This window comes from Sanguibacter sp. Leaf3 (genome assembly GCF_001425965.1).
In the GTDB taxonomy this organism is placed as follows: Bacteria; Actinomycetota; Actinomycetes; order Actinomycetales; family Cellulomonadaceae; genus Sanguibacter; species Sanguibacter inulinus.
This window is the reverse complement of record NZ_LMRH01000001.1, coordinates 974,902-994,549: the sequence shown is the minus strand read 5'-3', so window position 1 is coordinate 994,549 and position 19,648 is coordinate 974,902. Positions and strand designations below refer to the sequence as shown.

18 protein-coding genes are annotated in these 19,648 nt (G+C 71.4%); 7 read left to right on the top strand and 11 right to left on the bottom strand.

All coding sequences use genetic code 11. The annotated features are described in order from the left end of the window. Positions 1–180 precede the first annotated feature (180 nt). The 4 genes from arfB to ASG53_RS04280 all read right to left on the bottom strand — a co-directional run bounded on the left by arfB (position 181) and on the right by ASG53_RS04280 (position 4,107). Positions 181–621 (bottom strand): alternative ribosome rescue aminoacyl-tRNA hydrolase ArfB, encoded by a 441-nt coding sequence (arfB, locus tag ASG53_RS04295; RefSeq protein ID WP_056128906.1) that lies wholly within the window; start codon positions 619–621, stop codon positions 181–183. A 240-nt stretch (positions 622–861) separates the two neighbouring features. Then, a complete protein-coding gene (locus ASG53_RS04290) occupies positions 862–1,662 on the bottom strand; it encodes a sirohydrochlorin chelatase (RefSeq protein ID WP_082543762.1) in 801 nt (266 codons plus the stop codon). 334 nt (positions 1,663–1,996) lie between these two features. Continuing rightward, on the bottom strand, positions 1,997–2,659 hold the full coding sequence (locus ASG53_RS04285) for a LuxR C-terminal-related transcriptional regulator (RefSeq protein WP_056128902.1): 663 nt from the start codon (positions 2,657–2,659) through the stop codon (positions 1,997–1,999). Further along, the gene (locus tag ASG53_RS04280; RefSeq protein WP_056130653.1) at positions 2,656–4,107 is read right to left on the bottom strand and encodes an ATP-binding protein; all 1,452 of its coding nucleotides are present in this window, start codon (positions 4,105–4,107) and stop codon (positions 2,656–2,658) included. The genes ASG53_RS04285 and ASG53_RS04280 overlap by 4 nt, the downstream gene beginning before the upstream one ends. 331 nt (positions 4,108–4,438) lie before the next feature. On the opposite strand from ASG53_RS04280, the gene ASG53_RS20495 reads away from it, so the two are divergent. Both ASG53_RS20495 and ASG53_RS04270 read left to right on the top strand, forming a co-directional pair. After that, a complete protein-coding gene (locus ASG53_RS20495; protein WP_056128899.1) occupies positions 4,439–6,133 on the top strand; it encodes a PspC domain-containing protein in 1,695 nt (564 codons plus the stop codon). Further along, on the top strand, positions 6,130–7,056 hold the full coding sequence (locus ASG53_RS04270) for a hypothetical protein (protein WP_056128897.1): 927 nt from the start codon (positions 6,130–6,132) through the stop codon (positions 7,054–7,056). The genes ASG53_RS20495 and ASG53_RS04270 overlap by 4 nt, the downstream gene beginning before the upstream one ends. A gap of 257 nt (positions 7,057–7,313) precedes the next feature. On the opposite strand, the gene ASG53_RS20555 is transcribed toward ASG53_RS04270, so the two are convergent. From ASG53_RS20555 to ASG53_RS04250, 4 genes are all read right to left on the bottom strand, one after another. Then, positions 7,314–8,186: a hypothetical protein gene (locus tag ASG53_RS20555; protein WP_327286390.1), complete on the bottom strand. Its 873-nt coding sequence runs from the start codon at positions 8,184–8,186 to the stop codon at positions 7,314–7,316. A 195-nt stretch (positions 8,187–8,381) separates the two neighbouring features. After that, complete coding sequence (gene guaA / locus ASG53_RS04260) at positions 8,382–9,962, bottom strand: glutamine-hydrolyzing GMP synthase (RefSeq protein ID WP_056128894.1); 1,581 nt, start codon at positions 9,960–9,962, stop codon at positions 8,382–8,384. A 192-nt stretch (positions 9,963–10,154) separates the two neighbouring features. Next, a complete protein-coding gene (locus ASG53_RS04255; RefSeq protein WP_056128891.1) occupies positions 10,155–10,847 on the bottom strand; it encodes a pyridoxine/pyridoxamine 5'-phosphate oxidase in 693 nt (230 codons plus the stop codon). Positions 10,848–10,912: 65 nt separating this feature from the next. After that, positions 10,913–11,491 (bottom strand): TetR/AcrR family transcriptional regulator, encoded by a 579-nt coding sequence (locus tag ASG53_RS04250; protein WP_056128888.1) that lies wholly within the window; start codon positions 11,489–11,491, stop codon positions 10,913–10,915. 95 nt (positions 11,492–11,586) lie between these two features. Between ASG53_RS04250 and ASG53_RS04245 the strand changes: the two genes are divergently transcribed. Continuing rightward, positions 11,587–11,832 (top strand): hypothetical protein, encoded by a 246-nt coding sequence (locus ASG53_RS04245; RefSeq protein ID WP_056128885.1) that lies wholly within the window; start codon positions 11,587–11,589, stop codon positions 11,830–11,832. Further along, positions 11,829–12,857, top strand: coding sequence for an SRPBCC family protein (locus tag ASG53_RS04240; RefSeq protein WP_056128879.1), 1,029 nt, complete (start codon positions 11,829–11,831; stop codon positions 12,855–12,857). Before ASG53_RS04245 ends, ASG53_RS04240 begins: the two co-directional genes overlap by 4 nt. On the opposite strand, the gene ASG53_RS04235 is transcribed toward ASG53_RS04240, so the two are convergent. Then, complete coding sequence (locus ASG53_RS04235; protein ID WP_056128876.1) at positions 12,842–13,447, bottom strand: hypothetical protein; 606 nt, start codon at positions 13,445–13,447, stop codon at positions 12,842–12,844. The two genes, ASG53_RS04240 and ASG53_RS04235, sit on opposite strands and share 16 nt — an antisense overlap. An 85-nt stretch (positions 13,448–13,532) precedes the next feature. After that, on the bottom strand, positions 13,533–13,943 hold the full coding sequence (locus ASG53_RS04230; protein WP_056128872.1) for a DUF3817 domain-containing protein: 411 nt from the start codon (positions 13,941–13,943) through the stop codon (positions 13,533–13,535). 54 nt (positions 13,944–13,997) lie between these two features. On the opposite strand from ASG53_RS04230, the gene ASG53_RS04225 reads away from it, so the two are divergent. From ASG53_RS04225 to ASG53_RS04215, 3 genes are all read left to right on the top strand, one after another. Then, complete coding sequence (locus ASG53_RS04225) at positions 13,998–15,836, top strand: ABC transporter ATP-binding protein (RefSeq protein WP_056128869.1); 1,839 nt, start codon at positions 13,998–14,000, stop codon at positions 15,834–15,836. Then, positions 15,833–17,575 (top strand): ABC transporter ATP-binding protein, encoded by a 1,743-nt coding sequence (locus ASG53_RS04220; RefSeq protein ID WP_056128866.1) that lies wholly within the window; start codon positions 15,833–15,835, stop codon positions 17,573–17,575. Before ASG53_RS04225 ends, ASG53_RS04220 begins: the two co-directional genes overlap by 4 nt. Before the next feature lie 223 nt (positions 17,576–17,798). Beyond that, a complete protein-coding gene (locus ASG53_RS04215; protein ID WP_056128864.1) occupies positions 17,799–18,482 on the top strand; it encodes a YceI family protein in 684 nt (227 codons plus the stop codon). A 203-nt stretch (positions 18,483–18,685) separates the two neighbouring features. On the opposite strand, the gene ASG53_RS04210 is transcribed toward ASG53_RS04215, so the two are convergent. Then, entirely contained in the window at positions 18,686–19,567 is an 882-nt protein-coding gene (locus ASG53_RS04210; protein WP_235533821.1) for an SURF1 family protein, read from the bottom strand. Positions 19,568–19,648: the final 81 nt, after the last annotated feature.

The window sequence follows — 19,648 nt, the reverse complement described above, 5'->3', positions numbered from 1 at the left end:
AAATCACCTCTCGTACTGGTCGTGTGACGACGATCCGCGACCACACGGTGGATCAGAGTGCGACTGGGACGCGAGCCGCCTGACCACGCAATGTGTCACTGCAGATTTCCATGCATCCCCTGCAGGCGGATCAGTCCGCCCGCCCTCGTGACAACTCAGTCCGCACACCCTCGTGACGGATCAGTCCGCGTGCCCACGTGAAGACCGGCCCGCCTTGATCGAGCCACGGTTCTTCTTCGCGGTCAGTCTGCGCTCGACGGATCCACGCGTAGGTCGGGTCGCCCGACGCGACCGCGGCGGAGCCGCGAGGGCCTCGCGCACGGTCTGTGCCAGGCGATCTCGTGCAGTTGCCCGATTTCTCAGCTGAGCACGGTTCTCGGACGAGACGATGACGAGGGCCCCGTTCACCAGGGAACCCCGCAGCCGCGTCATGAGCCGTTCCTGCAGCACCTGCGGCAACGCCTCGACCGCGGCAGAGGTCGCGGGCTCCCACAGGAGCTCGACACGGCTGTCCGCGGTGTTGACTCCCTGACCGCCGGGTCCCGAAGACCGCGAGAACCGCCACGAGAGCTCGCTCGCGGGGATGCTCAGTGCGTCGGTGACGCGGACGGGGGTATCCATGACCCAAGCATGCCCGCACCACCCCCGGCTGACGCAAGGCGATACAACGTCCAGGGGAGAGAGCGTCAGATCACCCGCTCGTTGACGTCTCGACGTCTCGACGTCTCAGCCACTCACCCGTGACCTGCGTCCGTCGCCAGGCTCGACCTCTCAACCACTCACCCGTGACCCGCGCCCGTCCACAGGCTCGACCTCTCAACTACGCACTCACGACGTGCGTGCGCGTCCGCGAGCTCGACCTCAGACCGTCAACCGGCTCCGCAGCGTCTCGAGAGCAGCCTCGTAACGGTCGACGACGATCTGGGCGACGAGAGGGTGCGCTCCGATGGGCTCGGCGACGATCTCCGCGCCAGCCTTCGCGAGCCGACGCTGGAAGAAGCCAGGCGCGAGCAGGTACGAGGCGAGGACCACACGACCATGCTCCGGTCCCCCCAGTGACGCACGAGCAAGGTCAGCGGCGACGTCGACGCGAGGCGCAGCCGCCGAGCAGTAGCCGACAGTCACCGGACCGTCCCAGGCCGCGGCGACGTCGGCCGCGACGGCGTCCACGTCGAGGGTCGCGGCCGCGACGCTCGACCCCGCAGCTGCGACCACCACCGAGTCCCCTGCCAGCGCACCTGCCTCGTCGAGCCTGTCGACGAGGATCGTCGCGAGCCGAGGGTCTGGGCCGAGGGCACCGGCGGAGATGGTCGGTGAGCCTGCGGCGACCCGCGCCTCGACAGCCTGACGGATGTCGACGGTGACGTGGAACCCTCCGGACAGCAGGAGCGGAACGATGACCACCGGTCGTGACGGGGAGATCGACGCGACGACCTCGTCGACCTGCGGGTACTGGACGTCGACGTAGGTCTCGAGCACGTCGACGTCGGGGAGCAGCGTCCGGACCTGCCCCACGAGGTGTGCGATGACCGCCCGACCGTAGGGGTCGTCGGTCCCGTGCGAGCAGGCGACGAGGACAGGTCGCGCGTCGTCAGGGTCCACCGGGAGGCCGTCGGCGAGGTCGGTTCCGTCGAGGTCTTCAGGTGGGGTGGCACGCGTCATCGGACCATCGTGCACGACGTGGCCCCCGTCGCGCACCTTGCGGTGCCACCCAGACCCGGTGGTCTCGCCGTCGGGAGCGGGACCTGCGACGCGGATCGTCGAGCGTCCCCGCCCACCTGGTCCATGCCGTCACGGAGGCCGACGGCAGCCGAGCGGCAGCGCGGGAAATCCTCGCTCGCGGGTGCAGCTTTCTCACCGGACCGGCCGGAGCGACTGTCGCGCGGCGACCGGGCCGGTCAGAGCAACCGCCGCGCGGCAGCCTGGACAGTCAGAGCAGCAGACGCACCACCCACCACGACAGGCCGAGCAGCGGCGGCGATAGCCCACCGACCACTCAGAGCAGCCGGCGCGCCGCAGCCCAACGGGTCAGCTCGTGCCGCGACGACAGCTGCAGCTTGCGCAGCACTGCCGAGACATGGGTCTCGACAGTCTTGATGGAGATGAACAGCTCGCTCGCGACCTCGCGGTAGGAGTACCCGCGGGCGATCAGGCGCATGACCTCCTGCTCACGGGCCGACAGCCTGTCGAGCTCGTCGTCAGCGACAGCGACGTCGGCTGCCTGCGTCCCGAAGGAGTCGAGGACGAAGCCCGCGAGGCGTGGTGAGAAGACGGCGTCCCCTCCGGAGACCCTGTCGATGGCGTCGCTCAGCTCCGGTCCAGAGATGGCCTTCGTCACGTAACCCCGCGCCCCGGCACGGATGACGGCAACCACGTCTTCTGCGGCGTCCGAGACAGACAGCGCGAGGAAGCGGGTCCCCGCGAGCAGGTCCGCGCAGCGTGTGATGACCTCGGCTCCGCCCCCACCCCCACCACCGGGCAGGTGGACGTCGAGCAGCACGACTGTCGGCATGGTCGCCCGGATCACCGCCACGGCCGCATCGACGTCCGCCGCCTCACCGACGACCTCGACGTGGACGTCGAGGCTGGCACGCACACCCGCACGGAACATGTCGTGATCGTCGACGAGGACGGCTCGGGTCGGGTGGTCGGCGCTCATGTGCTGGTCTCCTGCGAGGTCGAGGGTGCTGATGGGGATGCGGCCGGGTAGGTCGCCGGGGGCAACGGTGGGGCTCCAGCCGGAGGCGATGCTGGGCCCGCCGCCGGGTGGGACGCCGGACCTCCAGCCTGGCGCGACACAGGGGTCGCGTCCGGACGCGATCCGGGGGTCGCTGCCTGAGTCGCACCCTGGACAGCCGCCGGGTGCGACGCCTCGGCACTGTGCTCGACGAGCGGGACCTTCAGACGGACCTCCGTGCCCCCACCAGGCCCCGAGCGCACGCTCGCCTGGCCGCCGCGTCTCTGCACCCGCCCGAGGATCGACTCCCGCACCCCGAACCTGTCGTGCGGGATCGCCTCGACGTCAAAGCCCTCCCCGCGGTCCCGGATGAACACCTCGGCCGCAGCCTCGCTCACCTCGAGATAGACGGAGACTGGCGGGCGTCCGTGCACGACAGCGTTGACTGTCGCCTCTCGTGCAGCCTGGAGCAGTGCCCTGGTCGCGTCGTTGGGCGGGCAGTCACCCACCACCACGACGTCGACCGACACGGCCTCGTCGCCTCCCAGCCGCTCGCTCATGCGGTTCTCGACGTCGGCGACGAGACCCCGGAGGTCGGCGGCGAGGGATGTCCCCTCCGCGGGCCTGTCGTCGTACAGCCACTCCCGGAGCTCGCGCTCCTGGTTGCGGGCGAGCCGGGTGACCTCACCGGGCCTGTCGGCGCTGCGCTGGATGAGCGCGAGGGTCTGCAGGACGGAGTCGTGCAGGTGGGCGGCGATGTCGGCACGCTCGTTGGCCCGCTCGCGTGCCGCGCGCTCCTCGCCGAGCTCACGCAGGAGCCGCAGCCACCAGGGCGCGAGGACCAGGGCGGCTCCGGCGAGGACCGCGAGCGCGGCGACGACTGCAGGGAGCATCGCGCTGGACGGCATGTCCTGGCTGACCAGGGCCAGCACGCCGACGAGCGCCAGGACGAGTCCTCCCACCAGCCGCAGGACACCGTTGGGCGTCCGACCGCCGGCACGGTTCAGCAGGTCGCCGCGCTGGCTGGCGTCGAGCTGGCTCCACGCCAGCCCGGTGCCGCCGAGGGCGATGACGACAGGCAGCACCCACGACCACTCGATCGTCACGCCGAACCGGCTCGCGACGAGGGCGCTCGCGCCGGCGAGGAGCAGAGACCCCACGAGGATGTCGCGGACGGGGAGGCGGCTGAGCAACCGGCTCATCGGGCTCGCTGCGTCGAGGCCCGGAGCCTGGTCGGTGCGGGGAGCGAGGCGTGCGAGCGCCGGGTCGCGCAGGTCGGCAGCGGCCCGGGCGGGGTCACCGACCGGGACCGTCGTCCAGAGGAACACGTAGGCGAAGATGCCCGCTCCCCCGACGAGGCTGAGCAGCAGCATGAGGATGCGGACGGTCTTGACGGGCACGTCGAGGTGTGCGGCGACGCCGAGGCACACCCCGCCGAGGATCCGGCCTCCGCGCGGTCTGCGCAGCGGGAGCCGCGGGGCCGTCCGGGGCGGCACGCCGGTCTGGTCGGCGGGCGGCGTGGGAGCGCTCGTCGACGTCTCGGGTCCGGGATCGGTCACGGTGGGGGTCACCCTCTGATCGTGGCACGGTGCGCCGCCGACCGGCGCCTCGCGACCACTCTAGAGGGGAGGACAGGGGGAAAGATCAGGGCTGTGGACGACTTGGAGGCCACGATCCCCTGACCGGCCCCGACGAGGATCAGGGTCGGATCAGGGACACACCCGATGGTCGACGGCGCACCCGGCGGGCCAGGATCGAGGCATGAGCACATCAGACCCTTCAGACCAGGGGCCTCAGGCGCCAGGTTCGCCGGCTGGACCGCCGGCGCCAGGCCCCGGAGGCCCGACGCCCACCCCCGGCCCGGGCACCGGTGGTCCGGCCCCGACCTCAGGTCCCGAGCCGACGCCCGGCTCGACCGACCACGTCGCGAGCTTCTTCGCCTCGGTCCGTCGCACCGGGCTGGTGCGCACGCCCGACCGCTGGATCGGTGGTGTCGCGTCAGGTCTCGCGCTGAGGCTCGGCGTCGACGCCCTGCTGGTCCGGGCCGCCTTCGGGGTGCTCGCCCTCATCTCCGGCGCGGGCCTCGTCCTCTACGCGCTCGCCTGGGCGCTGCTGCCCGAGCAGTCGGACGGGCGCATCCACCTCGAGGAGACGATCCGCGGTCGCTTCGACGCGGCGATCGCCGGAGCCGGGCTGCTGCTCGTCGTCGGCCTCAGCTGGGACCCGGGCCGGTTCGGCTGGTGGGGCCCCTGGGGCTTCGGCTGGCTCGACGACCTCTTCGGCATCGCCCTGGTGGCCTTCGTCGTCTCGGTCTTCGTCACAGCGCGGCGGCGCCGTCGCGACGGGGCTGGTGCCAGCGGCGCTGGCGCACAGTGGTCGTACCCCGGCACCCCGGGGGCCGGATCACCTCCGGCCTACCCAGGCGCAGCTCCCGGGTCAGCGGGATCACCCGCTTCAGCCACGAGCCCGCCCTGGCCGGGTGCCACCGACGCGACGACTGCCGGACCTGGATCGAGCACGACCGCGTACACCGGACCCAGCCTGGACAAGCGTCCGACGGGCGCCCCCACGCAGCCGCCTCATAGCTCCTCCGGGCCTCTGCCAGGGTCCTACGGACCACCCGCCGGGGCCACGGCTCCCTGGGCACGGTCTACCGCACCCGCTCCGTCTCCCACAGGTCCCACAGGTCCCACACCTCCCCCAGCTCCCCCAGCTCCCCCAGCTCCCCCAGCTCCTGCGGCACCCACAGTCATCGGGTGGTCCTCGGAGCAGAAGGCCGAGAAGAAGGTCAGCGGCCCCGGCCGCGCGTCAGTCGGCCTGGTCGCCGGCCTCGCCCTCCTGGTCTTCGCGGGACTGCTCGTGGCGGACCGCTCGGAGTCCTTCGACGGGAACGTCGGAGTCACCACGTTCGGGGTGCTCGCGGTCTTGGCAGGGGTAGGCATCGCTGTCGCCGGCCTGCGTGGACGCCGGTCCGGGACCCTCGGGTTCTTCGCGATCGTGGCCATCGTCCTCGCGAGCCCGCTCGTCGCGCTCCAGGGCGTCGGCTCCGGCCTGGGGGCCGGCTTCGACGCAGGGTCGACGACCTTCATGGGCGACAGCACCTACCGCCCGACCTCGAGCGAGGTCGCCACCGACGGGTTCGCCGTCGGGCTCGGGTCGACCACGGTCGACCTCACGGGCATCGACCTGCCACGCGGCGAGACCATCGAGGTCCCCGTCCACGTGGGCGCCGGGGACCTCACCGTCCTCGTCCCGGCAGACACCCCCGTCTCCGCGCAGGTGGACGTCGGCGCAGGCAGCATCGAGTGGCGCCTCGACGACGACTGGTCGACCGAGTCCGGCGTCGGACGGTCGACCAGCTTCGAGAACCAGGCTGTTCGCGACGGCGAGACCGCCCGCATCCACGTCACCGTCGCCGCAGGCGCAGGCAAGATCACGATCGAGGAGACCTCATGACCACCCCGTACCCGACCGAGGACGACCCCGCACGCGACGCCGACACCGCAGGTCCCGTGAGCAACCAGCCCGACCACGTCGCGCGTGACGACACGACCGCCACAGCTTCCGGCGTCACTGGGCAGTGGCCGGAGAGCACGGAGCCTGAGACTGAGAGCGGGGCTGCGACTGAGGCTGCGACTGAGGCTGCGGCTGCACCTGCACCTGCACCTGCACCTGCACCTGCACCTGCACCTGGCGAGGCTGTCACCGAGCACATCGCTGTCAGCGCCGCGCAGTCCCCGGGCTCTGAGACCGCGGAGACCATCAGGATCGACGGCGTCGCCGTCACCGAGCGTCTCGGAGCCAGCAGCACAGCTCGGCTCGAGACCCGAGACGTCCACGAGACCGCAGAGTTCGGAGAGCCTGGAGAGCCTGGAGAGACCGGAGACATCCGCGAGTCTGGAAAGACCTGGGAGACCTGGGAGACCTGGGAGACCAAGGAGACCGGAGGGACCCGGGAGGCCGGAGACACCCGGGAGACCGGAGAGATCCGAGAGACGACGAGGTTCGACGCGGACGGTTCTGGGTACGCAGACCACGACAGGAGTGGTGCCCCACGCGCAGAGGAGCAGACCTCGGCTGCCCCGACGACGTCGTACCCGGCCGTCACAGCCCAGGGCGCGGCACCCGAAGCAGCGCCCGCCACAGGCACAGGCACAGCCCCGAGCGTCGCCAGCCCGGCCCACGAGTCGCCCCGACGTCGCGGGGCCCGCATGGGAACCGTCGTCTGGGGCATCTTGCTCGCCGCGATCGGTGCCGGCATCGTCGCGCGAGGGCTCGGGGTCGACTTCGACGTCGAGCTCGCCCTGATCATCGTGCTCAGCGTCATGGGCGGCGCGCTGCTCGTCGGCTCGGTCGTCGCGGGCATCCGCAGGACCTGAGACGAGCTCGGGACCGTCCGGGCCCGGACGAGCAGGACGGGGCACAGCACGGCGCCACGTGGACGGACCCGTCACAGACGCACGTCGCAGAGAGCCGTCACAGAGACTCGTCACAGACGCCCGTCAAGGACGCACGTCAAAGGCGCCGTCATGGATGCACGTCACAGAGAAGAGGCGGGACCCCTCAGGGGGCCCCGCCTCTTCTCTGCTCAGCGGACCTCAGACGTGTCGTCTGAGCTCAGCCCCGCCGGTCGACGTCACGCCTTGTCGTTGGTCCCATCCGTCGGCTCGCCCGGAGCTGTCCGGTCGGCAGGGGGTGTCACCCGGTCGGCGGGCGACGCCCAGCCGCCGAGCCTGTCGTCCTTGGCCGGTCCGGCCGTCCCGGTCTCGCCGGAGGTGACGACGGGGGTCGTCCCCGTGGTGGGCCGCTCCCCGGCGGGGGCGGGCGACGGGGTCGCGGCGCGGTCGGAGCGGCTGACCCTCACCGGCTCCTGGGTCGCAGTCGTGGACGTCGCGGACGGCGTCGTGACGGGAGCAGCGGTCGCCGGGCTCGTCGTCTCGGGGACGACGGTGGTCGCGGTGTCCTTCTCGTGCTTGTCGTTCTTGTCGCGGGTGGAGCGTCGCGTCTGCACCTCGTCCGCGGACGCCTGGTGCGAGCCCACGGTCCGGCTGCCGCTCGACGTCTCGACGACGACGGGCGGACCGCCAGCGACCCTGCGCAGCGCCCAGCCGACGAGGATGAACAGCACACCGAGGCCCGCGACGAGCGCCGCGATGCCGAAGGACACCACAGACGTGAACAGCGAGGCCCGCAGGAACGACGCGTTCATCACCGTCTCGCGGCGCGGGTCGTCCTGGTCGAGCTGCGCGTAGGTCTGCCCGTCGGACATCTCGAGCGCGTGCTTGTTGATGACCTCAGCCTGCGCGAAGGCCGAGAACGGGTCGTTGACCTTCTTGCCGGCGAGGAACGACGCGTCCTCGGACACCACGATCCCCTCCTGCGACAGCTTGTCGGCGACCGCCCACCACGTGACTCCCCCGGCGATGATCATCAGGACACCAGCGATGATGCTGATGAGACCGACGACCCCGACTCCTCGACTCTGCCTGATCGTGACTGTGCTCGACATCAGAATCTCCCTCAAGATTGGCCCTGCAAGACTGCACTGCTGGGATCACCGTAGCCAAGGTCGGGCCTGCTCGCAGGGACGTCGCCCCGCCCGGGGGCGGCGCACGACGCGCTCGCCCCACCGCCCGACGCACGACGGGCGGTGACGGGATGTCCCGTCACCGCCCGTCCGACGCTCTCGGCTGCAGCCGGAGCGTCACTCCCACTCGATGGTGCCCGGCGGCTTCGAGGTGACGTCGAGGACCACGCGGTTGACCTCGCGCACCTCGTTCGTGATGCGGGTCGAGATGATCGACAGGACGTCGTAGGGCAGGCGCGTCCAGTCAGCCGTCATGGCGTCCTCGGACGACACGGGGCGCAGCACGATCGGGTGACCGTAGGTGCGACCGTCGCCCTGCACGCCGACAGAGCGGACGTCGGCGAGCAGCACGACGGGGCACTGCCAGATCTCGCGGTCGAGACCCGCCTTGCTGAGCTCCTCACGGGCGATCGCGTCGGCTGCGCGCAGGATCTCGAGGCGCTCGGCGGTGACGTCACCGACGATGCGGATGCCCAGGCCCGGTCCGGGGAAGGGCTGGCGCCAGACGATGACCTCGGGGACGCCGAGCTCGAGGCCGACGGCGCGGACCTCGTCCTTGAACAGGGTGCGCAGCGGCTCGACGAGCGAGAACTGCAGGTCGTCGGGCAGGCCGCCCACGTTGTGGTGGCTCTTGATGTTGGCCGCACCCTCGCCACCGCCGGACTCGACGACGTCGGGGTAGAGCGTGCCCTGCACGAGGAACTTGACCTCGGAGCCGGACTCGCCGGCCTCCTCGACGACCTCGCGCGCAGCGTCCTCGAAGACCCTGATGAACTCGCGGCCGATGATCTTGCGCTTGGTCTCGGGGTCGCTCACGCCGGCGAGCGCCGTGAGGAACCGCTCGCGTGCGTCGACGACCTTGAGCTGGACGCCCGTGGACTCGACGAAGTCGACCTCGACCTGCTCGGCCTCGCCCTCGCGGAGCAGACCGTGGTCGACGAACACGCAGGTGAGCTGCGACCCGACGGCCTTCTGCACGAGCGCCGCGGCGACCGAGGAGTCGACACCACCGGAGAGCCCGCAGATGACGCGCGCGTCGCCGACCTGCTCGCGGATGATCGCGACCTGGTCGTCGATGACGTTCGCCGGCGTCCAGGTCGGCTCGAGCCCGGCGCCGACGTAGAGGAAGTTCTCGAGGGCCTGCTGGCCCAGCGGGGAGTGCTTGACCTCGGGGTGCCACTGCACGCCGTACAGACGGCGCTCGGTGTTCTCGAAGGCCGCGACGGGCGAGCCGGCCGAGGTCGCGAGGACCTCGAAGCCCTCGGGGGCCGAGTGCACGGCGTCCCCGTGGCTCATCCAGGTGGTCTGCTGCTCGGGCGAGCCGTGCAGCAGGGCCCCGGCCTGGCACACGTCGACGGCCGTGCCGCCGTACTCGGACACACCGGTCTGCGCGACCTCGCCGCCGAGGGCCTTGGCCATCGCCTGGAAGCCGTAGCAGATGCCGAAGACCGGGACCCCGGCCTCGAACAGCGCGGGGTCCACGAAGGGGGCGCCGTGGGCGTAGACCGACGAGGGCCCGCCCGAGAGGATGATCGCCGCGGGGTCCTTGGCGAGCATCTGCTCGACCGTCGCGGTGTGCGGGACGATCTCGGAGTAGACCTTGGCCTCACGGACGCGGCGGGCGATCAGCTGCGCGTACTGCGCACCGAAGTCGACGACCAGGACCGGGCGGGGCAGAGAGGTGGGGGTGTGCGTCACGCGAACCAGGATAGTCGTCCCGCAGTCCGGCTGGGGTCACCGTCCGCGGTACAGCACTGACCAGACCAGTGTGCAGACCTGACCAGACCAGCACTCAGACCGGGCCGAGGCTGCGTGCACGCCTGGCTCAGACCTGAGTGCCTGTGCGAGCGCAGACCTCACCGCAGGCGAGCCAGTGCCTGACACTGCTGCTCAGGGCCACAGCCTGTCGGTCGACCACTCCCCCGCGACGTCGCTCGGCCGGTACCTCAGCCGCACGTGAGCCCTGCTGTGGTCCGCCTGCCAGAACTCGACGGATGCCGGCCGCACCGACCACAGCGTCCACCCGGGCGACGCGTCGTCAGGGTGCGCAGCCGCCTCGACCTCAGCGGCGGCGAGCGCCTCGGAGAGGTCGTCGGACGGGGCCATCGGTGCGCTCTGCTCCCCCGCGAGGTACGCGGCGCGGGCCGCCGGCGGACGCGCGAGGAAGTCGGCGGCGGCCTCGTCGGCGGGACGGCGCACGACGTCACCGACCACCCGGACCTGCCGCCCGACGGCAGGCCAGAAGAAGGTCAGCGCAGCACGCGGGTTCTCGTCGAGGTCGCGGCCCTTGGGGCTCGTCGCCTGCCCGGCGAACACCCAGCCCTCGTCCGACACGTCCTTGAGGATCACGACGCGGGCCGAGACCTCCCCCGAGGCCGCGGCGGTCGAGACGGTCACCGCGTGCGGGGCGAGCACCCCGGCGTCGACGGCGTGCTCGAGCCACTCGAGGAACAGCGCCTCGGGGACGGCGGGCGCGGCGGCGACGTCGAAGGTCGGGAGCTCTGCCCCGAAGCTGGGGAGGCCACGCAGGCGCTCACGGACAGCGCCGGGAGCGACGGGTGAGGCGGTGGGGTGTGTCGGCACGACGGGACCTCCGGGAGACGTGTGGGCTGAGGGAGAGGTGGGCGCGGCGCCATCCGGACGACCGGTCACGACTCCTCCAGACCGCAGAGCGTCCGCGCTCCGCGCAGCGCGCGCTCGAGGGCTGTGTCGTCGCCGAGCGCCCGGGCCAGGACGTAGCCGCCCTGGACCGTCGCGACGACGGTCATCGCACGGTCGTGCGCCTCGGTCTCGGAGAACCCCTGCTCCCACAGGGCGAGCGTCACGAGGTCGAGCAGACCCGTGAAGTACTCCTCGAGCGGTGCACGCAGCGTCGGGTCGGCCATGACGACGGGGTCGCTGGTCATCCGCCCGACGGCGCTGCCGGCGAGCGCGTCGCGCGGGGCGCCGAGGTACGCGCGCAGCCGTCCGCTCGAGCTCCCGCCACCGGCGAGCGTCCCACGGGCCCTGTCGAGGGACTCCTCGGTGGTGCGGACCAGAGCCGTGCGTGCGAGGTCCGTCTTGCTCGGGAAGTGGTGGTAGAGGCTGCCCTGGCCCACCCCGCTGCGCTCGAGGACCTGGCGCGGCGTGGTCGCGTCGACCCCCTGCTCCCCGTAGAGCTCCTGGGCTGCACGGACGAGCCGTTCGCGAGCCGTGAGGACGTCGGCGGCTGGCGCGGTCGTGGTCATGCCTGGACCGTAGCAGCCCTACCCGCAGGTATGCAGCGCGGGACAGAAAGCAACCTTGGTTGACAACCTGCCCACTAGCAACTTAGGTTGACGATATGCCGACTCCCGACGTCGCCGCCACAGCGGCTGACACCTCTGATCCCCGCGCAGGTCTGCGAGCCGTCGCGTCGCTGCGCGTCCTCGCCGACTCGCTCGAGCTGCGTCAGGTCGAGGCAGCCTTGCGGGCGGGGATGAGCTGGCAGGCCGTCGCGGACGCCCTCGGGGTCTCCCGGCAGGCCGTCCACAAGAAGTACTCGAAGCGCATCGACCCCACGATCCCGGTCCCCAGGAGGAACGCATGAGCAAGCTCAGCCGCGCTGCCGCAACGAGCCAGACCCTGTCCCTCGTCGCGATGGAGGAGGCCTCCAGGCTCGGCCTGCGGGAGGCCGACCTCGAGCACCTGCTGCTGGCCCTCGTGGTCAGCGACCAGCCTGCTGGCGTCGCGCTGCGCTCGACGGGCATCACGCTCGCTGACGCACGCACCGCCGTCGAGTCGCTCCACAGCGAGCAGCTCGCCTCGCTCGGGATCAGCACAGGGCTGCCCGACGCTGGACGCATCGTGTTCCACGAGACCGGTGGCTACGAGTGGACCCGGCGGGCGAGCGACCTCATCGGGCGCGCCGCCGGGCGGGGACGAGCCGGTGACGCTGCCGCGGTCCTGCGCGAGCTGCTCGCCGAGCCCAGCGGGCTGGTCACCGACCTGCTCGAGCGCCTGGGGACCACACCGCAGCAGGTCCTCGCGGAGCTCGCCCGGGTCGAGGCCGAACCCCGACCCCGACAGGCACGACCTCGGGCACCCGGTGTCGCGACGGGATCGGCCGAGACCTTCGTCCCTGCCTCGGTCGACGAGGTCTGGGCGCTCGTGTCAGCCCCCGGGCGGGTCCCGGAGTGGTATCCGAGCATCGCCTCCGTCGAGACGACCGGGTCCGGCGAGGAGACCACCTGGGCCGCCAGGACGAGCACCACCGACTCCTCGGGCAAGCCCGTGCGCGTCCGACCCGACCGCCTCCGGTGCCAGGTGGAGCTGGTCGACTCCTCGCCCCGGACCCGGGTCCGGTGGCGGTTCGTCTACCCCGACGCGGCTGTGCGCCGACCCGTCGTCGTCGAGATCGCGCTCGCCCCGACCGCCGGCGGGACACAGGTCTCGGTCGTGCAGACATGGGTGCGCTCGACAGGGTGGCAGGCCGTCGTGGCCGCGCCGCTGCGGCCGCTCCAGCGGGTGCTGCTCTGGCTCGCCGTGTTCCAGACGGGCAGCGCGATCAGCCGTGCCTTCCGTCAGCCGCGTCTCCCGTCAGACCGAGACAGCGCGAGCTACCCGCAGGAGTAACCGCCCGCGACGAGACCCGCCTGCTGCTCGAAGTAGTTGCCGCAGGGGTCGACCCCCTCGGCGAGGTACATCAGCGAGAAGTCGGGGCCGAAGAGGCGCCACTGGCGCACGTGCTCCGACTCGTGGGCGACGAGGTCTGCCCCGAGGTCTCGCTGCCCGTCCGGGCTGAGGAAGGTGTCACCGTAGGTCGTGCCACCACGCTGGACCAGGAACGACCGCACGTCGAAGCAGACCCACAGCCCGGCCTGCCGCTCGCAGGTCGCACCAGCCTCGACGGCACGGTCCCGGTGGCCGGCGCCCTGGGTCGTCGCGAGGAGAGACCGGCCGAGAGAGCACGCGACGCCCGAGGCGGGCGTGGTCGGGCAGAGCCTGTCCGCGTAGGGGCCCGAGGAGTAGTCGATGTGCTCTCCGGCGACCACCAGGTGACCGGCGGCACGGTCTGGCGCCGGACGGACTGCGGCGTGGTCGCTCACGGCGTGGCCGACCACGGAGCTGTCTGCTCCGGCGCGGCCCACGACCAAACCTGCCGCCATCGCCCCGCCCGAGGTTGCGGCGACGAGGGCGCACGCCACGACCCCTGCGCCCAGCACTCGTGAGACGGCGTGTGCATTCTCGACCGCACGGAGACGACGCCGGTCAGCCCTCACGAGGAGCCCTTCCCGCCCGCCGGGTCCGTCAGACCGTCCGGGCCTGGGCGACCCGCGCCTCGGCGTCGGCGTGCACGCGCTTCTCGACGAGGAAGGACATCACAGGCACCACGCCTCCCAGGACCATGACTACGAGCCGCCCGACGGTCCAGCGCATCTTCGACCAGAGGTCGACCACGGTGACCAGGTACACGACGTAGACCCAGCCGTGCGCGTACGGGATCCAGGTCACGTACCGCATGATGTCGTCGTCGACCTTGAACACGTATTTCATGGCCATCTCGACGACGAGCACGAGCAGCATCACACCGGTCACGTAGGCCATCACGCGGTACCGCTTGAGGGCGCCCTGAGCAGCGCGGATGATCTTCTCGCGTGCCGCGACGGCTGCCTCGGTGGGGGCCGCCGAGCCTGCGGTCGGGTCTGAGGGGGACGTCATCTGAAACCTTCCGGTTATTCTCTGGCCCGCTGTCGGTGCCAGACCCTAATGTTAATGACCGTGCGTTCCCTTCCCCTCACCGACCTCGGCCGACCTCCGCTCACCTCACCCGGCGCCTTCCTCGCATGGCAGTCCCGCCGCCAGATCGACGTGCTCTCCATGTCGGTCTTCCTCGGGATCCTCACCTTCCTGTCGCAGGCGGTGACACCCTTCGTCCTCGGGCGAGCCCTCGACGAGGGGTTGCAGCAGGGCCTGAGCACGGCGCTGCTCGGATGGGCCGCGATCATGCTCGGCGCCGGTGTCGTCCAGGTGGTCGCCGGAGGCATCGGGCACCGCTACGACGTGCAGAACTGGCTCCGCGCAGCCTTCGCCGTCTCCCAGCTCGTGGGCGACAAGATCAGCCGCAGCGGCGACGCCGTCACCGAGGACATCCCCACGGGTGAGGTCGTCTCGACCGTCGCGACAGACTCCGGCCGGGTGGGCGAGTTCTACTTCAACCTCGCGCGCTTCGTCGGGTCGGTCGTCGCGTACGCGGTCGTCGCCGTCCTCATGCTCACGACCTCGCTCCAGCTGGGGCTGGTCGTGGTCGTCGGGCTGCCTGCTGTCGCCGCGATCCTCGGGCTCCTGGTCAAGCCGCTCCAGGCCCGCCAGGCTGCCCAGCGCGAGGCCTCGGGCCGGCTCACCACCCTCGGTGCGGACACAGTCTCGGGTCTGCGCATCCTGCGCGGCATCGGCGGCGAGGGCGCCTTCACCGACAGGTACCGCGCCCAGTCCCAGCGGGTCCGCCAGACCGCGGTCCGCGTCGCCACGACGCAGTCCTACCTCGATGCGCTCCAGGTGCTGCTGCCCGGCCTCTTCGTCGCGCTCGTGCTGTGGCTCAGCGCCACGAAGGCCATCGAGGGCGAGATCACCGCAGGGCAGCTCGTGACCTTCTACGGCTACGCGGCCTTCCTCACGTGGCCGATGCAGAACCTCACGCAGACCCTGCAGATCACCACCCGGGCCTTCGTGTCGGTCCGCAAGATCATCACGGTGCTCAAGGTCGAGGCGGCCGCGGGCGCTGGCACAGCGACTGACGAGGCACCCGCTACGACCGAGCCTCTGCACGACGTCACGACAGGCGTCACGCTCGAGCCTGGACGAATCGTCGCGCTCGTCAGTGCCGACCCCGACGACTCGGCGAAGGTCGCGACCCGCATGGGCCGCTTCAACGACGACCTCGAGGCCGGCACGCCGGTGCTCCTCGGCGACGTGCCCCTGCGCGACGTCGACAAGACGGCCCTGCGCGACCGCGTGGTCGTCGCCGAGGCCACGTCCCACCTGTTCTCCGGTGTGCTGCGCGACGAGCTCGACGTGCGGGACCGCGCGACCGACGACGAGATCTACGCGGCGCTCACGGTCGCCGACGCGCACGACGTCCTCGAGTCCACACCGGGTGGCCTCACGGGCGAGCTCCCCGAGAAGGGCCGCTCGCTCTCCGGCGGGCAGCGTCAGCGTGTCGCGCTGGCCCGTGCCCTGCTCACCGAGGCCGAGTACCTGCTGCTCGTCGAGCCGACGAGCGCCGTCGACGCGCACACCGAGGCGCGCATCGCCGAGCGGCTCGTCGCCGCCCGGGCAGGCCGCTCGACCCTCGTGGTCACCGCCAGCCCGCTCGTACTCGACCACGTCGACGAGATCCTCGTCCTGCACGAGGACGAGGTGATCGTCCGCGGCTCGCACCGTGAGCTGCTCGACGGCGTCGGCCCCGAGTATGACCACTACAGGTCGGTCGTGGGACGGTCGCTGGCCGAAGAGCCCGCGTCCGAGGAACCCGCAGCCGGCGACGCCTCACGGATCGACAGCACGTCCACCAGCACGACCACCGACGACTCCACCCAGGAGGTGACCCGATGACCAGCACGACGCTCCCGATCGCCGACGGCACGACAGTCCGGCGGCACACCGCGATGCTGCTGCGCCAGAACAAGGGCCCCCTCGCCGGGGTCGTCAGCCTGCACACCGTCGCGGCCCTCGTCGGCCTCGTCGGTCCGCTGCTCCTCGGACGGCTGGTCGACGAGGTCACGAACGGCGCGACGCAGTCTTTCGTCAACAACACCGTCCTGTTCCTCGTGGTCGCCGTCGTCGCGCAGAGCGTCGTCATCCGCTTCGCCCAGCGCAACGCGATGATCTTCGGCGAGACCGTGTTCGCCGACCTCCGCGAAGACTTCCTCGCGACGGTCACCGAGCTCCCGCTCTCGACCGTCGAGCGCTCCGGCACGGGTGACCTCGTCGGTCGTACGACCAACGACGTCGACCGCATCCAGCACTCGGTCCGCTTCGGCGTGCCGCGGATCCTCGTGGCGAGCGTGACGATCCTCCTGACGATCGTCGCGGCCTTCGTCACGGCGCCGCTCGTGGCGATCGCGATGCTCGTCGGCTTCCCGATCATCTTCTTCATCGGTCGCTGGTACCTCGCCCGCGCGACCCCCGCCTACCAGCGAGAGTCGGCCGCGTACGCGACCCTCAACGGCACCATCACGGAGTCGGTCGAGGGCACCCGGACCGTGGACGCGCTCGGCCTCGGCCAGCGTCGCCGCGACAAGGTCCGCAAGGACCTCCAGGAGGCCTTCGCCGCCGAGAAGAAGACCCTGAACCTGCGCACCGTGCTCATCCCGGGCATGGACGCCGCCTTCGTCATCGGGCCGATCGCCGTGCTCCTGTGGGGCGCGTACCTGCTCGAGCAGGGTCACGTCACCCTCGGTGCCGTCACCACGGTCGTCCTCTACTCGACCCAGCTGGTCGGCCCCGTGTGGGAGCTCATCTTCTGGCTCGACGAGATCCAGGTCGCGGCGGCCTCCCTCGCCCGCATCATCGGGGTCGGGCTCGTCGAGCGCGACCGTGAGCAGGGCGAGCGCGTGCCGACCGACGAGCACATCGTCGCGACAGGTGTCGAGTACGCGTACAGGCCAGGGCACAACGTGCTGCACGGGATCGACCTCGACCTCGCCGTCGGCGAGCGGCTCGCCGTCGTCGGCCCGTCGGGTGCCGGCAAGTCGACCCTCGGCCGCATGCTCGCCGGCATCCACCCTCCCACCGGGGGATCGGTGCGGGTCGGTGGGGTGCCGCTCGTGGAGCTGCCGCTCGAAGACCTGCGCAGCCACGTCGCGCTCGTCACCCAGGAGCACCACGTGTTCGTCGGGACCCTCGCCGAGAACCTGCGGCTGGCCGACGCCGGCGCGGACGACGCGAAGCTCCTCGAGGCGCTCGCCGCCGTCGACGCGAAGTCGTGGGTCGAGGCCCTCGACCTCGGGCTCGAGACGGAGGTCGGCTCGGGCGGTCACGTGCTCACCCCCGCCCAGGCGCAGCAGGTCGCGCTCGCGCGGCTCGTGCTGCTCGACCCGCACACGCTGATCCTCGACGAGGCGACCAGCCTGCTCGACCCACGGGCAGCCCGGCACCTCGAGCGCTCGCTCAACGCCGTGCTGACAGGCCGGACCGTCGTCGCGATCGCCCACCGCCTGCACACCGCGCACGACGCCGACAGGGTCGCCGTGGTCGACGGCGGGCTCATCACCGAGATCGGGCCGCACGACGAGCTCGTCGCGGCCGACGGCGAGTACGCACGGCTCTGGCACAGCTGGCAGCAGGCGTAGCGGCGAGGACGACGAGCACTGCTCGCTGGTCCGAGCGGAGGGTTGGCCACGGGTACTCGCGGCAGCAGCCCGAGCACGAGCAGCAGCAGCAGCAGCACGATCAGCATGGTCTGAGGGCCGTCCCGGGGAATCCTGGGGCGGCCCTCAGGGCTTTCCCAGGGTCGTCTGGGTTACTTGAAGGGTCAGTCATTTCCGCCGCACCCCTCACGACGGGACTCCCCCCATGAAGAAGAAGCTCATCATCGCGGTCATCGCCCTGGTCGTGGTCGTCGCCGCAGTCGTCGGCGGCACCGCGCTCTACGCCAAAATCGAGAACGACAAGGCCCCCGAAGAGCTCGGCCTCTCGACCCCGACGGCCTCGGCCAGCACCGGGACAGGCGAGACCGCCGACCCGGCCGACCTCGCGGGAGACTGGACCATCGCGGACGGCTCGCAGGCCGGCTACCGCGTGGACGAGGTCCTCAACGGTCAGGACGTCACAGTCGTCGGACGCACCGAAGACGTCGACGGCACCCTCACCATCGACGGCACCGAGCTCAGCGCCGCCGACATCACCGTCTCCATGACCACCGTCGCGACCGACAACAGCAACCGCGACAGCCAGTTCCTGGACATCCTCAAGACCGCCGAGAACCCCACCTCGACCTTCACGCTGACCGAGCCCGTCGACATCTCGGCAGTGAGCTCGGGCGTCGCGTCGGTCCAGGCCGTCGGTGACCTCACGATCGCCGGCGTCACCAAGAGCGTCACGGTCGCCCTCGAGGCACAGACCACCGCCGACGGCGTCGAGGTCTCGGGCACCATCCCGGTCACCTTCTCCGACTTCGGCGTCGACGCCCCCGACCTCGGGTTCGTCAAGGTCGAGGACAGCGGGACCGTCGAGATGCTGCTGCAGCTCACGAAGTAGCAGGTCACAGAGCAGCGGCTCACGAGGTAGCAACCCGACGGACGACGGCCCGGCTCTGGCGCACAGCGCCGACCCGGGCCGTCGTGCGCGGAGGGACACCTTCTCTGACTGCGGCAGGGCAGGCTTTCGTCCGCGTCGGACTTGCGTCCGCTTCAGGCTCTCGTCCGCGTCAGGCGTCCACCGACATCAGGCTGCTGGCTAGGTCAGGCTTCTGCCTCGGCGCGGGCGAGCGCGCCGAAGGGGTCTTCGTCTGCGCTCTTCTCCTCACCACGGGTCTCGTCCCGGACCAGCCGCAACCAGAGCAGCACGGCGAACCCGCCGAAGATCCACCACTGCAGGGCGTAGAACAGGTTCTGCAGGTTCAGCCCGTCGCCGCCCTCGATGCTGGGCCTGTCCAGCAGGACGATCGCATCGGCCTGAGACGGCTGCGAGGACGACACCACGAGATACCCGGAGTAGATCGGTCCGCCCCAGACGTTGGCGAGCGAGGCCGAGCTGATCGAGTCGGTCCGGCCAGGCACCGAGGACCCCTGCCCGAGGGCCTCGGAGGCCTGCAGGTACCCCACGAGCCGGACCGTGCCGGCTGGCTCGGCGAGGACCGACGCGTCAACGTCGGGGTCGCTGCCGTCGGTGCTCGCCGGGACCCAGCCCCGGACCACGGGCAGGACCGGAGCACCGGAGAGGTCCGCCCACGAGGCGCCACCGGTCCCGTCCTCGGAGACCCGCATCGCCGTGAGCACCAAGAACCCGGGCTCGCCGTCGTGCGCGCGACCCTCGACGAGCATCTGCGTGCCGGGCACGTACTCACCCTCGACCCACGCCTGGCGACCCACGAGGTCGCCGGGGAAGGTCGACTGCGGCTCGAGGAGCGCCCCGAGCCCTTCGGGCCCCTGGTTCTGCGCCTCGGCCGCGGCCTGCCTGTCGGCGAGGTCGCCGCGCTCGTGCGCCCGGTCCAGCTGCCACACGCCGAGGCGTGCGCAGACCGCTGCAGCGAGCAGGAAGAGGAGGAGCAGCCCGATCATCCGCGGTCGCAGCGCGACCGAGACCATCGAGGGTCGCACAGGGGGGTCGGACGGGTTCGGCACGCGCCCAGGCTACCTCGCGCCCCTGGGAGGGCTGAGCCGGTCGGCTCGCCCCGTGAGGGGCGAGCCGACCGACCGCTCCCC